Raw genomic sequence first — 16528 nt, forward strand, 5'->3', positions numbered from 1 at the left:
TCTATGTTTAATTCCAGTCCTTAGACCAAGGATATCGGATACGGAGGGGAAGAAAAGTGGAAATACTCTCTCTGAAACCGTAAACAAATAACCCGATTCTTTCTTTCCAGGCAATACTTGTATTCTCCAAACTTTGGGAAGAAGGTATAAAATCGTCTATGGTCAGTATTTTTACCCGGGACCTATAATCTGTCGGCCAAGGATGGATTTTGATCCCTGTGTTTGCAAATACCGATAAGGATCTTTCCATATGAAATGCGGACGTGATCAGGATTGCGGACTTCCATTTGTATTTGCGAAAGAGTTCCGCGGTTTTTTCCGCATTCTCCTTAGTGTTTCTGCTTTCGTTCTCCAAAAAAACAGCTTTTGTAGGAATTCCTAAAGATTCGAAAAATTGAAGTGCAAAGTCGGATTCTTTTCGAGTTTGGAAGAATAAATTCCCGGAACCTCCGGTGAAAACGATCCGAGGCGCTTTTCTTTTTTGGAATAATAATACAGCATCAGTCATTCGTTCCGCAGCGGAAGTCAACTGCACCTGTTGTTCGTATAATGCAAGATTGTCCACGGCTCCGCCCAAAACTAGAATGGCATCTGCATTTTCTAAGGTTTCCAAACGAACCGGAGGATGTTTTTCTTCCAGGCCTTTGACTAACCATTGCGAAAAACTATCAGTGGACGCGACCCAGATAATCAATGTAGGAAATAAAACCCAAATCTTATGTTTAAATTTAGGAAGTCTGAGACCGAAAAATACCAACAGAAGTAGGGAGGCAGGTAGGGGAAATATAAAAGCTCCCGCAAGTTTGGAGGCCGCAAAAAAGGTCGTATCCATTTTTTATTCTAAGAGTTTTCCACCTACAGCCCAGTTTTCTCTGGAAACTTCGTCGATCACGATATAGGTGGATTCAGGAGGTTTTGCGGCAACTTTTGTAAGAGTTTCGGTGAATTCTTTCGTTATCTGCTGTTTTTGCTCTTTTGTAAGAGGTCCGGCTACTTTTAAATTAATGTAAGGCATAAATCTCCGGTTGGAATAGGTTTTCGGAACGACTCAATAGTTTATTTCGAACGGGTATTACGCAACGGATTTTTTTTCTAAAAATGGCAGGTTCGTTCAAGCCGGAACTACGACTTCCGGTATATACTGGATCTGAAATTGTGAGGAGTTTTATCCATGAAATTCGCTAAGGAAATGGCCTTCTATTCCGCGTACCACCAAGAAAAAAGAAATGTTTGGATCCACGTATTAGGAGTTCCTACCATCACCTTCACCTTGTTTTTAGTGCTGAATAGATTAGAGTTGATCAATGTTTTAGGTTACACAGTAACCGCTGCTACCGTATTCGGGATCGTAGTACTTGCCTACTATTTCACCTTGGATTTTATTTTTGCTTTGGCAACCACCGTTGTATTCGGCTCTTTAATGTTTTTGGCGCAGTATATTACTCTGTCTTTAACGGCTACTACTGCATGGAGTATTTTCGCAGTTGCTCAGTTAGTAGGTTGGGGAGCCCAATTCTACGGACATTTCATTTTTGAAAAAAGCCGTCCTGCATTGTTCGACAATTTATTCCAAGCGATCGTATCCGCTCCGATTTTCGTAATTGCGGATGTGTTCTTCGAATTGGGATTTAGAAAAGATGTGCAAGAAGCTGTTCGTAAAGAATTAGCGGCACAAGGTAAACTCAAAAACTTCAGCACTGCTCATTAACTTTCTCTCTTGCTTCAGGCACACGCCCGCGGTCTTAAGCGGGCGCTTTTCTTTTTTAGATTATTTTCTAGCTTTAAACACAAAAATGAACTGTGACGTTCGTGTTCGATCCTAAAAATTTGGAAGGTTGCACACCGAACATTCTTTTGAATGTGCGACTCAAGTGAGCTTGGTCCGCAAAACCTGCGGCATGGGAAGCTTCCGTTAGATTTCCCCCTTCTTTCAAAAGTTTTGCCGCTTCATGAAGTCTCAACCAAAGTTGATATTGTCTGACAGGTAGACCCATCTGTAATTTGAAAACATGCATAAACCTTGTTTCTGAAAATCCCGCTTCCTTTGCAAGTTCCGGAACGGAGATAGAACCTGGAAGAGCGGATTTCATACGATTTGTCGCGGATAAAACTCTTGGATCCAAAGAAACTCTGGAAGGTTTTTCCGTCCCAACGCAGGCAAGAATATCTTCGAATAGTTCCTTCGCGGCTTGGCAATTTACTTTTTCATGAAATAGATTTTTACATCTGGAAAGAACCGGATCCAAATTTTCGAACGGGATCTCCGAGATTCCCTTTCTCCCGAATCTAGAAGCGATGGAAGCATAGTCGATACCGTATGGATCGATCTGTAAAACGATCAGATCCGAATTTTCGGCGGAAAGAGTATGATACGTATTGGGAGCCAAAACTACAGCTTGGAATTCCAATATGGTACCCGATTCCTCGATCACTTTAAACTTAGAAGTTAAGGAGATCAAAATGGAAACCGCATAATGAGAGTGAGGATCTGTAGTAAGTCCTTTCTGGGCGAGGAATACCCTCGCTCCGAAATAAAATAAGGTTCCGATCTGAGACTCTTCCATTTCCCGCATACCGGATTATAATTTTTGAATGATTCTTTCCAGGGTTTTTTCGGGACGCTCAAACGGAAAAAAATGGGAAATGTCATCCCATAACTCTAAGCTTGAATTCGAATTTCCTTTAATAATCCTTTTGGCCGCAGATGGGGAGCATACCTCGTATTTTCGAGGGAGAGTGATATGAGTTTCCGTTTTGATCCTTCCATATTGGAACAAGCTTAAAAAACTGACCGAGTTGAAAATTTTGGCCTCCAATTCAGGCGGACAACATAAGATCCATTTCTCTCCTTCTTTTCTAAAACAAGAATTCAAATAATCTTCGAAAACCTCGTCGGACCAATTCACAAAAGTAGGAGTCTTTCTATATGCTTTTTTGACGAGAGCTAAGTCTTTAAATTCCCTTCTTCTTTTGAGAGCTCCTTTTGCTAAAGGAGTATCGAAGGCTAAGGCAAGAAGAAGATACGCAAAATTTAAGATCACCGGGTCCATTGCGAAAATTTTACGAAAGAGATCCGGTCTTTTATAAGAAGAAAGAATAAGACTTGCTCCTCCTAGAGAATGTCCAACACCCACAACATTTTTCAAATTTTCCGTTTCGATCAGAGCTAAAATTTGATCTCTAAAGAAAAACCAATCCTTCCAATCCATGTTCGCTTCCGATTCTCCATGACCGCAAAAATCTAAGGCAAGAACTCTATAAGTTTCGGAAAGTTTTTGGATGAAGAAGGAATAACAACCTGCGGAAAATCCGTTAGCATGAGCGATCAAAATCGGATCCAAGGATTTGTTGCCTGAATCTATATAAGAAAGTTTGATCCCTCGGAAGTTAAATGTTTTTCTATCCATTCAAGATTTGCCCTTGCTATTTCATTCCCTTTGCTTTCGATGGACAGGAATTCGGAGTTTCGACCGATTCCCAAAAGAGGGATAATACACTCTTCCTAAGGGGAGATTACAAGAAAACAATAATCGAATTCTTGAGAGAGATAGATGAAATTAACGGTGATAATCATTTTCGTAGTCGCATTATTCTTCAATGCCCTGGCAAACATTCTGATCAAGGCAAGTTCTTTAGGAGATAAAACGGATACGGCTTCCGGAATCGAAGGATTGATCAAAGCATTTTTACATCCTGTATTTTTTGCAGGACTTGTTTCTTTTGGGATCGCGTTATTGGGTTATAGATGGGTATTGGGTAACGGATTAAAATTATCGTTAGCTTATCCGCTTTTCACATCCGCGGGATTTATCATAGTGCTCGTAGCCTCCGCAATATTTTTCAAAGAAGAACTGAACTGGACTCAATGGACTGGGATCGGTTTGATACTCGCAGGAGTATGGTTGACTTCTGCGGAAATGTTTGCCTAAGAGCCTACCTTAAATGGTCCCGGTTCTATCGGCCAGAAATTGACTTTGACATAGAACCAAGCCCAAAGAAGGACCATATATTATAAAGTTATATAATAATAACCCGAAGAGAGTAGTAGTCTCGAATTGAAATGACGACTAAGATCGTTACTCCTAGAGTCTAATTAATGGAGGATAGTCGCTTCGCTCCTGAAGCCCGTAGCCGGACAATAAGCTAAAAATTCAAACCGATCCAAGCTTAAAGTTTTTTAACTTTATAGGATGGTATGAGTTTTATGAAGACCACCATATCCTTATCCGTACTGCTTCTAACCTACTGCTCCAGTTTCGAACCTGCTACAATTAGCCGGGCCGATCATAAAGGTCCCATCGGATATTACGCAGGAGATCCTCTTCCACCCAAGACGGCATTCTTAACGTTCGATGATGGTCCATCCGATTGGACTTCCGACGTATTGGATGTACTTAAAAAAGAAAACATAAAGGCTACATTCTTCGTATGCGGAGCCTGGTTACCTAAGGCCAGCACAAAAGGAAATAGTTTCCGGAAATACAAAACAGTACTCGTCCGAATGAAAGAAGAAGGCCATACGATCGGAAATCACACGCTTGGGCACCAAAACTTCGCGTACATGTCTCCCAAAAAAATAGAAAGCCAATTGGAAGAGAATCAGAGATTATACCAAAACGAACTCGGAGAATATTCCGGAAAACTAATATGGATTCGTCCGCCTTTCGGCTCTCCTTATATCAAAACAAAGAACGAAACAGTCCGCAGAAGGGTCAGCTCAGCACTACAAGGTAAAGGATTTATATTCATGTGGACCAAAGAGTTTGACTCGACAGATTCCAAAGAATGGGTCAAAGGAGAATGGTACGAAAAAGGACCAAAGATCAATCCAGATCATGAAAAGTTTAAAAGGAAAATGGATCGTATCTATAACTCCTTAGCATCCAAGGCGGAAGGACAAGGAGTAGTGATCTTATTCCATGATACACATCCTACTACTAAGGAAGTTCTACCTTTTATCATTGAAAAATTGAAATCGGAAGGATACACTTTCGCTACCGCGGAAGATTATACCCGATGGCGTTGGGGAAAAACTAGCGAAGAGTTAAGCGAAGAGGACTCGGATTGAACGCCGTTTTCAAAAAACAAAAAACACTTTTCTTTCCACATTCCGGATCTAAACAGGTCCGAAGTTTAATATTCAGGAACATAAAAATGAACAAAGGTCCACTTTCTGGAGTTAAGGTAGTCGATTTGAGCTTATTACTGCCAGGTCCGTTATGCTCCATGTATTTAGGAGATATGGGAGCCGAGATCATCAAGGTAGAAAATCCAAGAGCGATGGATGCAACTAGGGTGATGTTCAAAAAAGAGAACGGTGCACCTTCCTTATATCTGATGTTGAACAGAAATAAAAAAGCGATCACACTCAATCTCAAAAGAGAAAAGTCCAAAGAGATCCTCTTTAAACTCTTGGAAGATGCTGATATATTATTGGAAGGGTTTCGTCCCGACGGACTTTCCAAAATGGGACTCGGTTACGACGATTTAAAAGAAAAATTCCCGAGACTAATCTATTGTGGGATATACGGTTACGGAGATTCCGGAGCTTATAAGGATTTTGCGGGACATGACTTAAATTATCTCTCCCTCTCCGGAGTATTGGACCAGACCGGAAAAAATCCGCAGGCCCCCGGATTCCAATTAGCGGATATAGGTGGCGGAACATTAACCGCACTATCTTCTATCCTGGCCGCATTGTATTATCGCGAAAAAACAGGTCGCGGACAAAAGATCGCTATCTCTATGATGGAAGCGTCCCTACAATTCGTTTCCTTGTACGGAGGCATCTATTCTGCGACGGGAAAAAATCCGGAAGGTGGAAACGAATTATTATCCGGAAAACTGCCAAATTATTCCACGTACAAGACCAAGGAAGGACGGTGGGTCGCGTTAGGTGCACTTGAGGAAATGTTTTTCAAAACGTTCTTAAGACAATCCGGGCTTGATACACATTTGGAAAAAACTCCGATTGCAGAAACACATTTTGCAGAGTGGAAAAAGATCCTAACGGAATATTTCGCCTCTAAAACACTTGCCGACTTGGAGCCTATATTCCAAAATCCTGATTCATGTCTTACCCCTGTCAAAACACTGGATGAGGTTTCCAAGGATCCGGTAATGAAAGAGAAAGGGATGATCCTGGATCGTAAGCACAAACAATACGGGGATTATATTCAATTCGGTTCCCCGTTTCCTTTTTCGGAGAGTAAGGTGACTTATCGAACAGATCCTCCCGAGCATGGAGAGCATAATCGGGAAATCCTAAATTCCTTGGGTTATACCGACTCCGAGATAGAAGAATTGAAGAAAGATAAGGTAATATAGTTTTTTACTTACGATACTCTAGGCAGGTTGGAAACAATTGGTAAAACGAACTTCGCCTCGAAATATGCTAATGCCAATAGATAGATACCTTCGAGCAATAGTGCAACGGTCCCGAGGTAAGTGGCTTCTTCTTTCAATCTCCAAACTTGCACAAAACATTGCAAACCCCAAAAAGAATTAGCTATAATTAAGACGACAATGAATATCCGGCGAAGTTGCCCTCTTCCGAAGAGCAATAGAAGAGTTCCGGAATAAGAACCGTATACCAAATTCGCAAAACCTTCCATGCGGGTGAAACTTTCCTCCCAGCCGGCCAAGTTTGAAATAAGAGAAGAGAAAAGAAGTATAAAAGTCCCTACTACAAATGCTCCGGCAGAATCGAGTGTAAGAAAAAAACGAGCTTGTTTCATTTATAAAACCATAATAGAACAAACATTAAAACTTGGACTGTGATTAGGGATGATATCGATTCGTAAATCCATAACTTTAGATGTTTGCCCTTCCATATCACATCGATGGAACTATAAGTGAATATAAATCCGAACCATAGGAGAAAAGCGATGGATTGCCCATGAGCTTTATTTTGCAGGTTCATATATTGTAATATTAAAGAAAGAGAAAAAGCGGTAGTTAAGAAAACGCAGAAATTCAAAAATATTCGAATTCCTAAATTCTTCTTCTCCTCTTGTGTAGGAAGGGTCAAGAATTTTGAAAGGCCGAAATAAAGAGGACCGCTAAAAAGAAATGCGCAAATAAATCCTGCCATTCCGGAAACGATAGGAGCTACGATACTTTGTGTCATGAGGTCTCCCTGACAAACTACTTAAGCTAATATTTATCCAGTATTCTTTTCTAAAGTAAACAAATTTCCGAATCTAAATTCTATCGTTGGAATTCCAACTAGGTGGAATGAGGAATTTTCTTTTGAAAGGAGGAGTGAAATGTAATGTCGTATAGGTTTTTTTGCACAACCGACTGACTCCCTTGTAACGGCTGTAAAATCCACGACATAGTTACACTTTTGATTGCCGAGGAAACTTTTTAGATCGGGTCAATATTGTTAGCGTATTTTTTTATTGTGTAAACAATATCCTCTGGTGCTGCATTCCAAATTCCTAAGAGGATCATCACATGGGCTCCGAAGATAGAAAAGTTTTGCGAAAATATTTTCTGAACTCTCTGCGTATAGTTTGGTTCACCGCTTTCTATCCGGAACGACTCTGAGATAGGCTCTTTTAAGTTAATCAGAACCGATACATTTCCGAATACTTCGACAATCCGCCAAGTTTGAAAAGATTTCCAAGGAATAGTGTGACTGCCATTGCGTAAACCTATAGTGATCCCTTCTTCGGAGAATTTAAGCCAACCGTTGGGCTTCCTTTTTAGTAGAAAGAATAATAATATAAAAATACCTATAACCAACATTGCACTAACCGCTGTCATATATATTGTATTAATTCGTACAAAGAGAACGGAATGCCCTCCAAAAAGGATTAATACAATCCCGATAAAGAACATCTTATTCCGGTTCACAATGATACGATCATTCGGTGAGATCAACTTTCCGGATGGGCTTGCAAGTTCGTTTTGAATTTTACGACGGTCCAGGAAGGAAAAAACAAATGAGCCAATAATAAACGTTATGAAAGCGCCTACGGAAATGAGTAAATGTGTATCACTATTTTTCATGAATGTATAAGCCGATCCACAATATACACGATGTTGTCTATTCGTAATCCGGTGGAGAAAAAAAGCTCCCTTCGTAATTCCTGTCCATCATACGAGTACAAGAAAGGTTGTGTTACAGTGCCAACGCCGAGGGCGCAATAACTTTCCGTAAAAATTAATGTAAGACTTGTTGAAAGAGATAGCGCCGACCGAATCATTTACGTTCCAATTGTTAACATGACTTTTGGACCTCTGCACTTCTTTTCTTACGATTGGGTGGATTTACGTTATTCAATTTATTTCAGGCAAAATATAAAAGGAACATTGCGACAGAACGAACGTTCTGTTTTTTATATGCTTTCAGATCGCCAAAATGGATGAAAATATCGAGATTTCCCGGAATTCTGTCCCATTAGGACTAAAATCGGCGTTTCACCGGGCATGTTTTTCTTGATGGAATCGACCCTCGCGAAAAATTAGGATTAGAAACTCTCGCAAGAAGGGAAAAAATGTATCAGGAACTGACTGAGCAGCAGATCGAGATTAGGGACACGATCAGAAACTTCGTTAAGAAGGAAATCACCCATGAAGTTGCTATCCACTGGGACGAGCAAAACAAACATCCAGAAGAACTTATCAATAGAATGAGAACCGAATTAGGGGTCAACGGACTCACTATCCCCGAAGAATACGGTGGATGGGGCCTTGGTTCAGTAGAGCAGTGTTTGGTAACCGAAGAACTTTCTAGAGGATGTCTCGGTATCAGCCTTTGTTTCGGTTATACAGGTCTTGGTATCCTTCCAATCATGAAAGGTGCAAGCCATGAACAAAAGAAAAAATGGCTTCAACCGGTTGTTGACGGAGAATACGGAGTTTCTTTCTGTCTTTCCGAGCCTGGCGCAGGTTCCGACGTTCCTGGTATGAGCACTACTGCGGTTAAAAAAGGCGACAAATGGGTCATCAACGGAACCAAACAGTGGATTACCGGTGGTGGTAGCGCTGGAGCTTATACCGTTTTTGCATATACCGATAAAGGCCGTGGAACTCGTGGAGTTTCCTGCTTCTACGTTAAACGCGACACTCCAGGTTTGATCGTCGGTAAAAAAGAGGATAAACTTGGAATTCGTGCATCCGATACTCGCCAAATCATCTTCGAAGATTGTGCGGTAGAAGAAGCGAATATGATCGGAAAAGAAAACCTCGGGTTCATCTACGCTCTTCAAACTCTGAACGCTTCTCGCCCATACGTTGCTGCTATGGGAGTGGGTGTTGCTCAAGCTGCTTTAGATCATGCATCTAAATACGCTCGTCAAAGAGAGCAGTTCGGTTCTAAAATTTCCAGCTTCCAAGCGGTTCAACACATGCTTGCAGATATGTCTATCGGTGTGGAAACTGCACGTCAGATCTGTTATCTTTCCGCTCGTATGTCCGATGCTGAAGATCCTCGTCTTCCGAAATATTCCGCAATCGCGAAAGCATATTGCTCCGAGACTGCAATGAAAGCGGCTACTGATGCGGTTCAGATCTTCGGTGGATACGGTTATACTAAAGAGTATCCGGTTGAAAAACTGATGAGAGATGCAAAAATCCTTTGTATCTTCGAAGGAACCACTCAGATCCAAAAGAACGAGATCGCAGCTTATGTGATCCGTGAAGCAGCTTCCGCAAAATAAGAATTTTCTAATATTGCAAAGCTTGAAGAAGGCGTCGGTTTCCCCGGCGCCTTTTTTATTTTCCAAACCTGAAAGTTGTGATGGAGGAGTTCCTACAAAATTTGGGAGCCTTTTTTATTTCCTCTTCGCTCGGATCCTGCTCAATGACACAGGCGTGATCCCCAGATAAGAAGCGATATGATATTGAGGAATAAGGTCTTCTATATCTGGTCTGGATTGTAAAAGTAGATCGTATCTTTCTTCCGCACTGAGCGCTAAGAGTTCATATTCTCTTCTTGCTTTTTTTAAGAATAAATTTTCTGCAAATATCCGGCCCAATCTTTCCCAGGCTATATCTTGGTAGAATAGTTTTCTGAATTCGGAAAATTTTGCGACTGCAAGTTCGCAATCTGTGATCGCTCTAATATTGCAGGTAGAAGGTTGTTCAGTGAGAAGGTCGAAATAGGATCCTGTAAAGTCTCCCGGGAAATTGAAACTTTTAATATACTCGTTTCCTTGGTTGGTGAGATAATATTCTCTCAAAACTCCTGAGAATACGAAGGCGAACTCCGAAGCTTGCGCTCCTTGTTTGATCAGAAAATCTCCGTATCCTAATTTACGGATCGTATATAGTTGTTCCGATTTTTTCCAAACTTCTATCGGGACGGGAGAGATCCGGTTCACAGTCTCATAAATTTTTTCCCAAGGCAGATCTTTCTGATCCATACAATTCCCGTTCACGGATTTCCCTAAAGAAAGTCCGCAAACGGAAATTTTACAAATCTAATTATTGGGAAAATCCAAATATTATATGGAATCCAAAAAAGGAAGGGCGACCTTTAGGAATTCTTTCGGATTTTCGGCAAAAGGTACATGTCCGGTTTTCAGATAGGCCAGTTTCGAACCTTTTACTTTTTCATGAAGCCTAAGTGCAAGTTTCGGATCTATCACCGGGTCATATTCTCCCCATACGATTAATGTAGGCGCTTGGATCTGAGAGACTTTCTCTCTTAAATCATGTTTTTCGTCCAAAAAACTTTTCCAAATAGAAGCGTTCACTTCTTTTGCCCCCTCCACATTTTCTCTCTCCTTGATCCTGGTCAGAATGGACTCTGTGTATTTGTTCCTGATCTTTATATAGTGGTTCGGGAAGAAGTTCCAAACGAGTCCTGTAAACCAAACCTTGGATTTTAGTCCTGCAAAACTTTTGGTAATCCAATCCGGATCGTTTAATCCTCCGGTGTCCACGATCACAAGTCCTTTTACAAGCTCCGGTCTTTGGACCGCAAGATTCATGGAAGCGAATCCTCCGAGCGAATTTCCGATAAAAATCCCTCCTTCCGGAGCAAGTTGTTGGACCATTTCGGGCAAAATTTCGGCATATTCCACCGCGGAAGCGGATGTTGCCGGTTGCGGATTTTCGGATAATCCGTGTCCCGGCCAGTCCAAAGAAATCACTTTATATTTTTCTGATAAACTTGGTAGAATAGATTCAAAATCGTTATGGTCATGTCCCGCGGAATGGAGTAGAAAAATCGGTTTCCCTTTTCCTTCTATCCAATAGGCGATCTTTCCTAATTTGGAAATATAATATCCGCTGGGTAATTTCGGGGATAAAGTTTTGTTCTCTAAAACCGTTTCCATCCTTGCTCCTCCACTACATTGAATCAGTAACAAACCGAGTAATAGGCTTGTTGTTAGAGTTCTTTTCATACTTGGATCTTGTCCTAAGAATGTATTCAAGTCAAGAAGGGAGAAACGTATAAATGGATAAACGAATTATCCTATGTTAATTACTTTTTCAAAGTCTGGTACCGTTGTTTCAGGAGCGAAGCGACTATAATCCGTCTTGCGGGTTTCAGGAGCGAAGCGACTATCGTACGATGGCCCATTTTACTAGTTTGGCCACAGGGTTTAGCCATTTTGCAACCTTATTCCTGTAAGTATGAGGGAATAATAAAAAGTTTTCTAAAGGAAAGATCAGTCCATCTTCTATCAGCTTTTGTTTGTTCTGCATTGAACTTAATTTATCCGGATTAAGAACGGAATAAATTCTGGATATCCCGTCTTCTTCTATAAGGAAGCTTTGCAGATACGCGGGTTGATCTTTGTAATAACCGATCAACGTTTCCGCTCCGTTCACTATTCCGAAATAGAAATCCAATCTGTATTTTAACCTATTACTTTTTGTCCTAATGAAAAAATGAGAGGTCCTCTCCTTTCCAATGATCGGAATTCTTGCCGCGTTTACTTTCCCGCCGCCATCGGACCAAAGAACGATCTCTTCTTTTAAGAAAGGAACCAGCAGCTCCGGTTTTCCTTTGGAAGATGCTAATAAAAAATCACGGAAGATCTTCTTTCTTGTTTCGGATGGAGCGTCGTATTTTTTTCGATCCGATTTTAGCGACTCTTTGGCTCGTTTTAGGATCTGTCTACAGTTCTCCTGATTTTTTCCGACAACTTTTGCAATGGAATCATATCCCATTTCAAAACTTTCTCGAAGTAGGAAAACCGCTCTTTCGATAGGATTCAATTTTTCTAATAAATGTAAGAACGCCAGATCCAATGTTTCCGGATCAGGCTCTTCTTCTATCGGTGCCGGAGCCAGGGGCTCCGGTAACCAAGGGCCGATATAGGTTTCCCTTTTCCTTTTCGCCTTCCTTAAAGAATCCAAGGAGAGTCTAGCCGCGACAGTGGATAAGAATGCTTTCGGAGATCTGATCTTTTCTTCTTTGGATCTTTCCCATCTCAGAAAAGTCTCCTGCACTATATCCTCTGCCTCTACCACGCTCCCTGTCATCTTATAGGCAATCCCGAAGACCAAACCTTTGTTTTCTATAAATTGATCTAGTCTTTCTTGAGCGCTCATTTTTCTGCCGTTACGAATTTTTCGTTTTGTTTGACTAAAGGTCTTTCTTTAGGTTGAGGGATCGCATAAAAATCGAAATATTTTTCGGCCTTAAAAGAGAAGACTGTAAATTTGCAAATAAGCTCTTTCACAATAGCTCCTAATTTTCCGGTCCAAATTTTTTCCGTAGGACTATCGTCGTAATTTAAGAATTGAAGTAGGCCTTCTTTTCTTCCTAAACTTACACAACGTCCTACATACGCCAATCGGAAAGGTTTTTGTCCTATCTTCGATTTATTTCCCAATAAGTTGGAGATCCTTTCCGCCAGATAAATTCCCATAGGAAGCGCTGTGGCACAGGCCATTCTCAAATAGGAATATTCTTCTCCCGGAACTTTTACCCCGTCACCTGCGCCTAAAATATTTGTATATTCAGGAACTTGCATATACTCATTCAGGTATACCTGGCCGATCTTATTTGATCCTAATCCGGAATTTTTTCCGAGATCGGAGGCGACGAGTCCTGCGGAAATCACACAATAATCGTGAAGGACTTGGGTTCCATTGGAAGTTTTAATCTTATCTTCCAATAGGTCTTCGCCTCTTTCTCCTTCTATCAGGTTTACTTTCAGATTTTTCAGGACTTCTTTCATATAAAGAACCGCATTCGAAGAGAAATTTTTTCCGATCTTATCCGAATCCAAAAGTGTTATTTTCACTAAGGGATAATTTTCTGCGAGTTCCGTTGCTACTTCTATACCGGAAAGTCCGCCGCCTAATACCGTTATTTTCGCATCCGGGCGATGGCTTAATTCTTTTCTTAATCGTTCCGAATCCTGAAAACTTGCGATCGAAAAATAATTGATACCTTTGGTCCCAGGATCTCCAGCTCTCATTCCTGCGGTATAACCTAAATAATCGTATTCGAAATAGGTCCCGTTATCTAAGAGCACTTTGTTCTCTTTCGGAAATATTTTTTCTACTCTTTGGATCAGAAGTTTTACCTTTGGATTCAATAAATTACGGATCTGGAAATCTTTCCCTTTGGTTCCTGCGATGACTTGGTGATTTCTGATCTTTTCCCTAAAGGTCGGCTCTGCAGTGATCAGAGTGATATCTACTTCCGAATTTTTGCGGGACAATCGGTTTGCTGCAGCGATACCTGCATAACCTCCTCCTACGATCAATACCTTCTTCTTTGACATACTTGCCTCCGGTTCTAAAGGCAAGACGTATCTGGGTCATTTCTTGTGACAATGTTTTGGATTTTCTTTGAGAAATGGTCTCAAGCGACTTTTGGAAGGGTTCTGATTAGGAGATTGACAGAGGTATTCTTGTCCACATCCTGGATATGGAATTATGAAGCGTATTTTTTTCCTGATCCTTTTTTTGGCTTCGATCTTATGTTTGATAACATGTAAGGAAAAAAAGCCCATCCCTGAACTGGAAGGATTTGTAGTTAAAAGTGTAATCCATCCGAGTAATAATCCGTTCAACCAGGAAAAGGTAGAGTTAGGTAAGACATTATATTTCGATTCTAGACTTTCTTTCAACCAAGACGTAAGTTGCGCAAGTTGTCATAATGCCTCTTCTCCTTCCGAAGGTTTTCCTCGGACCAAGATCCATAATCCTGCTCCATCTCTTACCAATGTGGCATTATATAAGGACGTATTCAAGGATCCTGAAGCAAAAGAATTAGAAGATCTGGTAAAAGAAAAAGTCCATTCTAAACTCATGTTTCAGAACGAAACGAAGCTTGTACAAAGAATTTCTTCTATCCAAGGTTATAAGGAACTCTTCGAAAAAGCTTATGGAGATCCGGAGATTTCCGGAGAGAGGATCGTCCTAGCGCTCTCTACTTTCCAAAGAACGATCGTAAGTAAAAATTCCAACTTCGATAAATTTGTGATGGGGGAGGAGAACGCTTTGACCCCGGCTCAGATCAGAGGTTGGAACGTTTTCCAGAACAAGGCAAAATGTATTCAGTGTCACCAAGGACCAAATTTCTCCGATTCCAAATTGCATACAACCGGTCTTGCGGGGATCAAAGATAAGGTTAGAACTCCTACATTAAGGGACGTCACTAAAAAGAAAACTTTCATGCATAATGGTATCTTCGGATCGATCGAAGATACCGTGAACCATTTTGCGGAAGGTGGGCATTCCAAAGCGGTCCACGATCCTATGCTAAAACCTGCGGAACTTTCGGATCAGGACAAAAAGGATTTGATCGAATTCTTAAAAGCGTTAGAAGGAGAGCCCATCCAGTGGGAAATCCCCTCTATTCCAAAAGCTTAATAAAACAGTCCGAAATTAATCATTAGAAGGAGTAGCTTGTTGGGCTTTCGCTACTTCGTTTTTGATGATCGTGTCTACGATTTCATCCACATTTACTCCGAACTTTTCGAAAACAGAGTTCCTTGCCAGTTCGTACCGAATGATATCCACATTAAAGTTGATCCTTGCTTGGGCTACTTGTAGCTCGGCTTGGATCAAACCGTCCAAAGCGGATTTTACCAATACTGCCGTAAATCTTCCCTGATTGAAGCGTGCTTGGACTCCTCTATAAAACTTCTCCGCCTCTTCTCTACGAGTGTTTGCGGTTTCCAGAAGTTCCTGCCCGGCAACGATCGCATAATATCTATTATCCAACTCTTCTTTGATCAGAGTCCGAAGTTCGGTCTCTTGTTTTGCCAAGATATCTAATTTAAGTTTAGCGTCTCTGATATCCGTCTGGATCCCAGTATCGAATAAAGGATATGACAGAGCGAAGTTTAAAGTTTTTTCAGGATAACGGAAGGACATCATGCCTGTTTCTGGATTCACATAATTGGTCTGAGGATTTAAGTATGTTTGTCCTCTTGTGGAATAACTTCCGGTAATCTTTAAGGAAGGCATATCTTCCGCGTTCTTGATCTTCAGTTCCAGTTCTGCGATCTGCCTCTGACGGATCAAATTTTTCAGGTCTATCCTATGATCCAATGCGTATTGATAATCCTTAGTTGGATTGATATCGTTCGGGACTTTTTCTTGAAGATCGGTGATCCCGGAAATTTTAGAACTTGGGTCCACATTCAAAATACGGATCAAATTTCTTTCCGCTTCCGCTCTGGCAAGTTTTGCTCTTTCCAAACTGTTTTCGGTTTGAGTAAGGGCACTATTCCATTGATTCACCTCGAACCCTTCGGAAAGACCAAGGTTACGTTTTCTGATCGTTAGATCCCGGATATTTTTGGTATTTTTTTCCAACCTGTCGAATGTTTCAACTTGAGAATCGAATACGCTCAAACTCCAATAATCCACCAGAGTTTTAACCACAAGCTGGGCAAGAATATTGACCAGTTCGTCTCGACGAATGACTGCGTTTTGTTTTAATACTTTTTGTTTTTCTTTCTCAATTTGGCCGAAAGAATACTTTAAAAGTTCCTGACCAAGAGTGATCGTCAGGGCATCGGTGTATTGGGGAGGGGCCGCTAAATAAGAACCGACTGCGCCTAATCTGGAAGCGGCTGCCTGAGTTTCGAATGCATCCGCATCGAATCTAGTATGACTGAGTTCCAAACTAAAATAAGTCTGGGTTTCGAAATTCTTTTGGATCCCGACGTTTACCCTATCGTTCGAGATCTTTGTTCCGGAGAGAACGTTATTATTATTCAGAGGAAGAGTAGTTTTTGTTTTCGAAAAACCGCCGACCAGCGTCCATGCATATTGAGATAGATTTTTTAACTCGGCAGTATCCGCTTTTACGAATTCCATCCCGGCATTTCTTACCGTGATATTATTCGCTAGGACATAATTGACCGCTTCTTTCAAAGTGAGCTTAAGAACTCTGGGCTTATTTTGAAAGGAAGGGTCTAACTCTTGGGCGAATTGGGAAACCGGAAGAGCAAAAGTGCAAACAAGCAAGAGTCGCAGATAAAATTTCCTTAACCAAGGAATATTTGCAGGCCTAAGCATAGTGTGTTGGTCTTCCTACGGAGCATGGTTTTTGTTTCGGAAGAATTTGCCAAATCGAAAAATCTAAAGTAAAAGT

Annotated in this window: 18 protein-coding genes; 6 read left to right on the forward strand and 12 right to left on the reverse strand. The window is 41.0% G+C overall.

Features of this window, described 5'->3' with window-relative positions; genetic code table 11:
- Window positions 1–7 precede the first annotated feature (7 nt).
- On the reverse strand, window positions 8–832 hold the full coding sequence (locus tag LEP1GSC192_RS17265) for a YdcF family protein (protein ID WP_020771329.1): 825 nt from the start codon (window positions 830–832) through the stop codon (window positions 8–10).
- Window positions 833–835: 3 nt separating this feature from the next.
- On the reverse strand, window positions 836–1015 hold the full coding sequence (locus LEP1GSC192_RS17270; protein ID WP_020771166.1) for a 4-oxalocrotonate tautomerase family protein: 180 nt from the start codon (window positions 1013–1015) through the stop codon (window positions 836–838).
- Window positions 1016–1171: 156 nt separating this feature from the next.
- Here LEP1GSC192_RS17270 and LEP1GSC192_RS17275 point away from each other — a divergent pair, with 156 nt between their 5' ends.
- Entirely contained in the window at window positions 1172–1708 is a 537-nt protein-coding gene (locus LEP1GSC192_RS17275) for a DUF962 domain-containing protein (RefSeq protein ID WP_020771270.1), read from the forward strand.
- A 73-nt stretch (window positions 1709–1781) separates the two neighbouring features.
- Here LEP1GSC192_RS17275 and LEP1GSC192_RS17280 read toward each other — a convergent pair whose 3' ends face one another.
- Window positions 1782–2564, reverse strand: coding sequence for an AraC family transcriptional regulator (locus tag LEP1GSC192_RS17280; RefSeq protein WP_020771204.1), 783 nt, complete (start codon window positions 2562–2564; stop codon window positions 1782–1784).
- 15 nt (window positions 2565–2579) lie between these two features.
- Window positions 2580–3407 (reverse strand): alpha/beta fold hydrolase, encoded by an 828-nt coding sequence (locus tag LEP1GSC192_RS17285; RefSeq protein ID WP_020771083.1) that lies wholly within the window; start codon window positions 3405–3407, stop codon window positions 2580–2582.
- Between the two features lie 144 nt (window positions 3408–3551).
- Here LEP1GSC192_RS17285 and LEP1GSC192_RS17290 point away from each other — a divergent pair, with 144 nt between their 5' ends.
- The 3 genes from LEP1GSC192_RS17290 to LEP1GSC192_RS17300 all read left to right on the forward strand — a co-directional run bounded on the left by LEP1GSC192_RS17290 (window position 3552) and on the right by LEP1GSC192_RS17300 (window position 6327).
- Window positions 3552–3929: an SMR family transporter gene (locus tag LEP1GSC192_RS17290; protein ID WP_036090835.1), complete on the forward strand. Its 378-nt coding sequence runs from the start codon at window positions 3552–3554 to the stop codon at window positions 3927–3929.
- 275 nt (window positions 3930–4204) lie between these two features.
- Complete coding sequence (locus LEP1GSC192_RS17295; RefSeq protein WP_020771140.1) at window positions 4205–5068, forward strand: polysaccharide deacetylase family protein; 864 nt, start codon at window positions 4205–4207, stop codon at window positions 5066–5068.
- An 86-nt stretch (window positions 5069–5154) separates the two neighbouring features.
- Window positions 5155–6327: a CaiB/BaiF CoA-transferase family protein gene (locus tag LEP1GSC192_RS17300; RefSeq protein WP_036091003.1), complete on the forward strand. Its 1173-nt coding sequence runs from the start codon at window positions 5155–5157 to the stop codon at window positions 6325–6327.
- 8 nt (window positions 6328–6335) lie between these two features.
- On the opposite strand, the gene LEP1GSC192_RS17305 is transcribed toward LEP1GSC192_RS17300, so the two are convergent.
- The 3 genes from LEP1GSC192_RS17305 to LEP1GSC192_RS17315 all read right to left on the reverse strand — a co-directional run bounded on the left by LEP1GSC192_RS17305 (window position 6336) and on the right by LEP1GSC192_RS17315 (window position 8016).
- Window positions 6336–6737 carry a hypothetical protein gene (locus LEP1GSC192_RS17305; protein WP_036090838.1) on the reverse strand — a complete coding sequence of 134 codons (402 nt, stop codon included), beginning with the start codon at window positions 6735–6737 and terminating at the stop codon, window positions 6336–6338.
- Window positions 6734–7129: a DUF1761 family protein gene (locus LEP1GSC192_RS17310; RefSeq protein WP_020771281.1), complete on the reverse strand. Its 396-nt coding sequence runs from the start codon at window positions 7127–7129 to the stop codon at window positions 6734–6736. Before LEP1GSC192_RS17310 ends, LEP1GSC192_RS17305 begins: the two co-directional genes overlap by 4 nt.
- Before the next feature lie 239 nt (window positions 7130–7368).
- Entirely contained in the window at window positions 7369–8016 is a 648-nt protein-coding gene (locus LEP1GSC192_RS17315) for a hypothetical protein (RefSeq protein ID WP_020771319.1), read from the reverse strand.
- 488 nt (window positions 8017–8504) lie between these two features.
- Here LEP1GSC192_RS17315 and LEP1GSC192_RS17320 point away from each other — a divergent pair, with 488 nt between their 5' ends.
- Window positions 8505–9668 (forward strand): acyl-CoA dehydrogenase family protein, encoded by a 1164-nt coding sequence (locus LEP1GSC192_RS17320; protein ID WP_020771189.1) that lies wholly within the window; start codon window positions 8505–8507, stop codon window positions 9666–9668.
- Window positions 9669–9782: 114 nt separating this feature from the next.
- Here LEP1GSC192_RS17320 and LEP1GSC192_RS17325 read toward each other — a convergent pair whose 3' ends face one another.
- From LEP1GSC192_RS17325 to LEP1GSC192_RS17340, 4 genes are all read right to left on the reverse strand, one after another.
- Window positions 9783–10373, reverse strand: a complete 591-nt coding sequence (locus LEP1GSC192_RS17325) for a Crp/Fnr family transcriptional regulator (protein ID WP_020771479.1) — start codon at window positions 10371–10373, stop codon at window positions 9783–9785.
- Between the two features lie 81 nt (window positions 10374–10454).
- The gene (locus LEP1GSC192_RS17330) at window positions 10455–11291 is read right to left on the reverse strand and encodes an alpha/beta fold hydrolase (protein WP_020771103.1); all 837 of its coding nucleotides are present in this window, start codon (window positions 11289–11291) and stop codon (window positions 10455–10457) included.
- A gap of 229 nt (window positions 11292–11520) precedes the next feature.
- Window positions 11521–12516: an RNA polymerase sigma factor SigJ gene (gene sigJ, locus LEP1GSC192_RS17335; RefSeq protein ID WP_020771473.1), complete on the reverse strand. Its 996-nt coding sequence runs from the start codon at window positions 12514–12516 to the stop codon at window positions 11521–11523.
- Window positions 12513–13700: an NAD(P)/FAD-dependent oxidoreductase gene (locus tag LEP1GSC192_RS17340; RefSeq protein WP_020771477.1), complete on the reverse strand. Its 1188-nt coding sequence runs from the start codon at window positions 13698–13700 to the stop codon at window positions 12513–12515. The genes sigJ and LEP1GSC192_RS17340 overlap by 4 nt, the downstream gene beginning before the upstream one ends.
- A 154-nt stretch (window positions 13701–13854) precedes the next feature.
- On the opposite strand from LEP1GSC192_RS17340, the gene LEP1GSC192_RS17345 reads away from it, so the two are divergent.
- Complete coding sequence (locus LEP1GSC192_RS17345) at window positions 13855–14793, forward strand: cytochrome-c peroxidase (RefSeq protein ID WP_020771239.1); 939 nt, start codon at window positions 13855–13857, stop codon at window positions 14791–14793.
- A 15-nt stretch (window positions 14794–14808) separates the two neighbouring features.
- Here the strand turns inward: LEP1GSC192_RS17345 and LEP1GSC192_RS17350 are convergent, their stop codons facing one another.
- Complete coding sequence (locus LEP1GSC192_RS17350; protein ID WP_020771138.1) at window positions 14809–16452, reverse strand: TolC family protein; 1644 nt, start codon at window positions 16450–16452, stop codon at window positions 14809–14811.
- Window positions 16453–16528: the final 76 nt, after the last annotated feature.

Origin of the sequence: Leptospira sp. B5-022, from assembly GCF_000347035.1 — a bacterium.
GTDB classification, from domain to species: domain Bacteria; phylum Spirochaetota; class Leptospiria; order Leptospirales; family Leptospiraceae; genus Leptospira_B; species Leptospira_B cinconiae.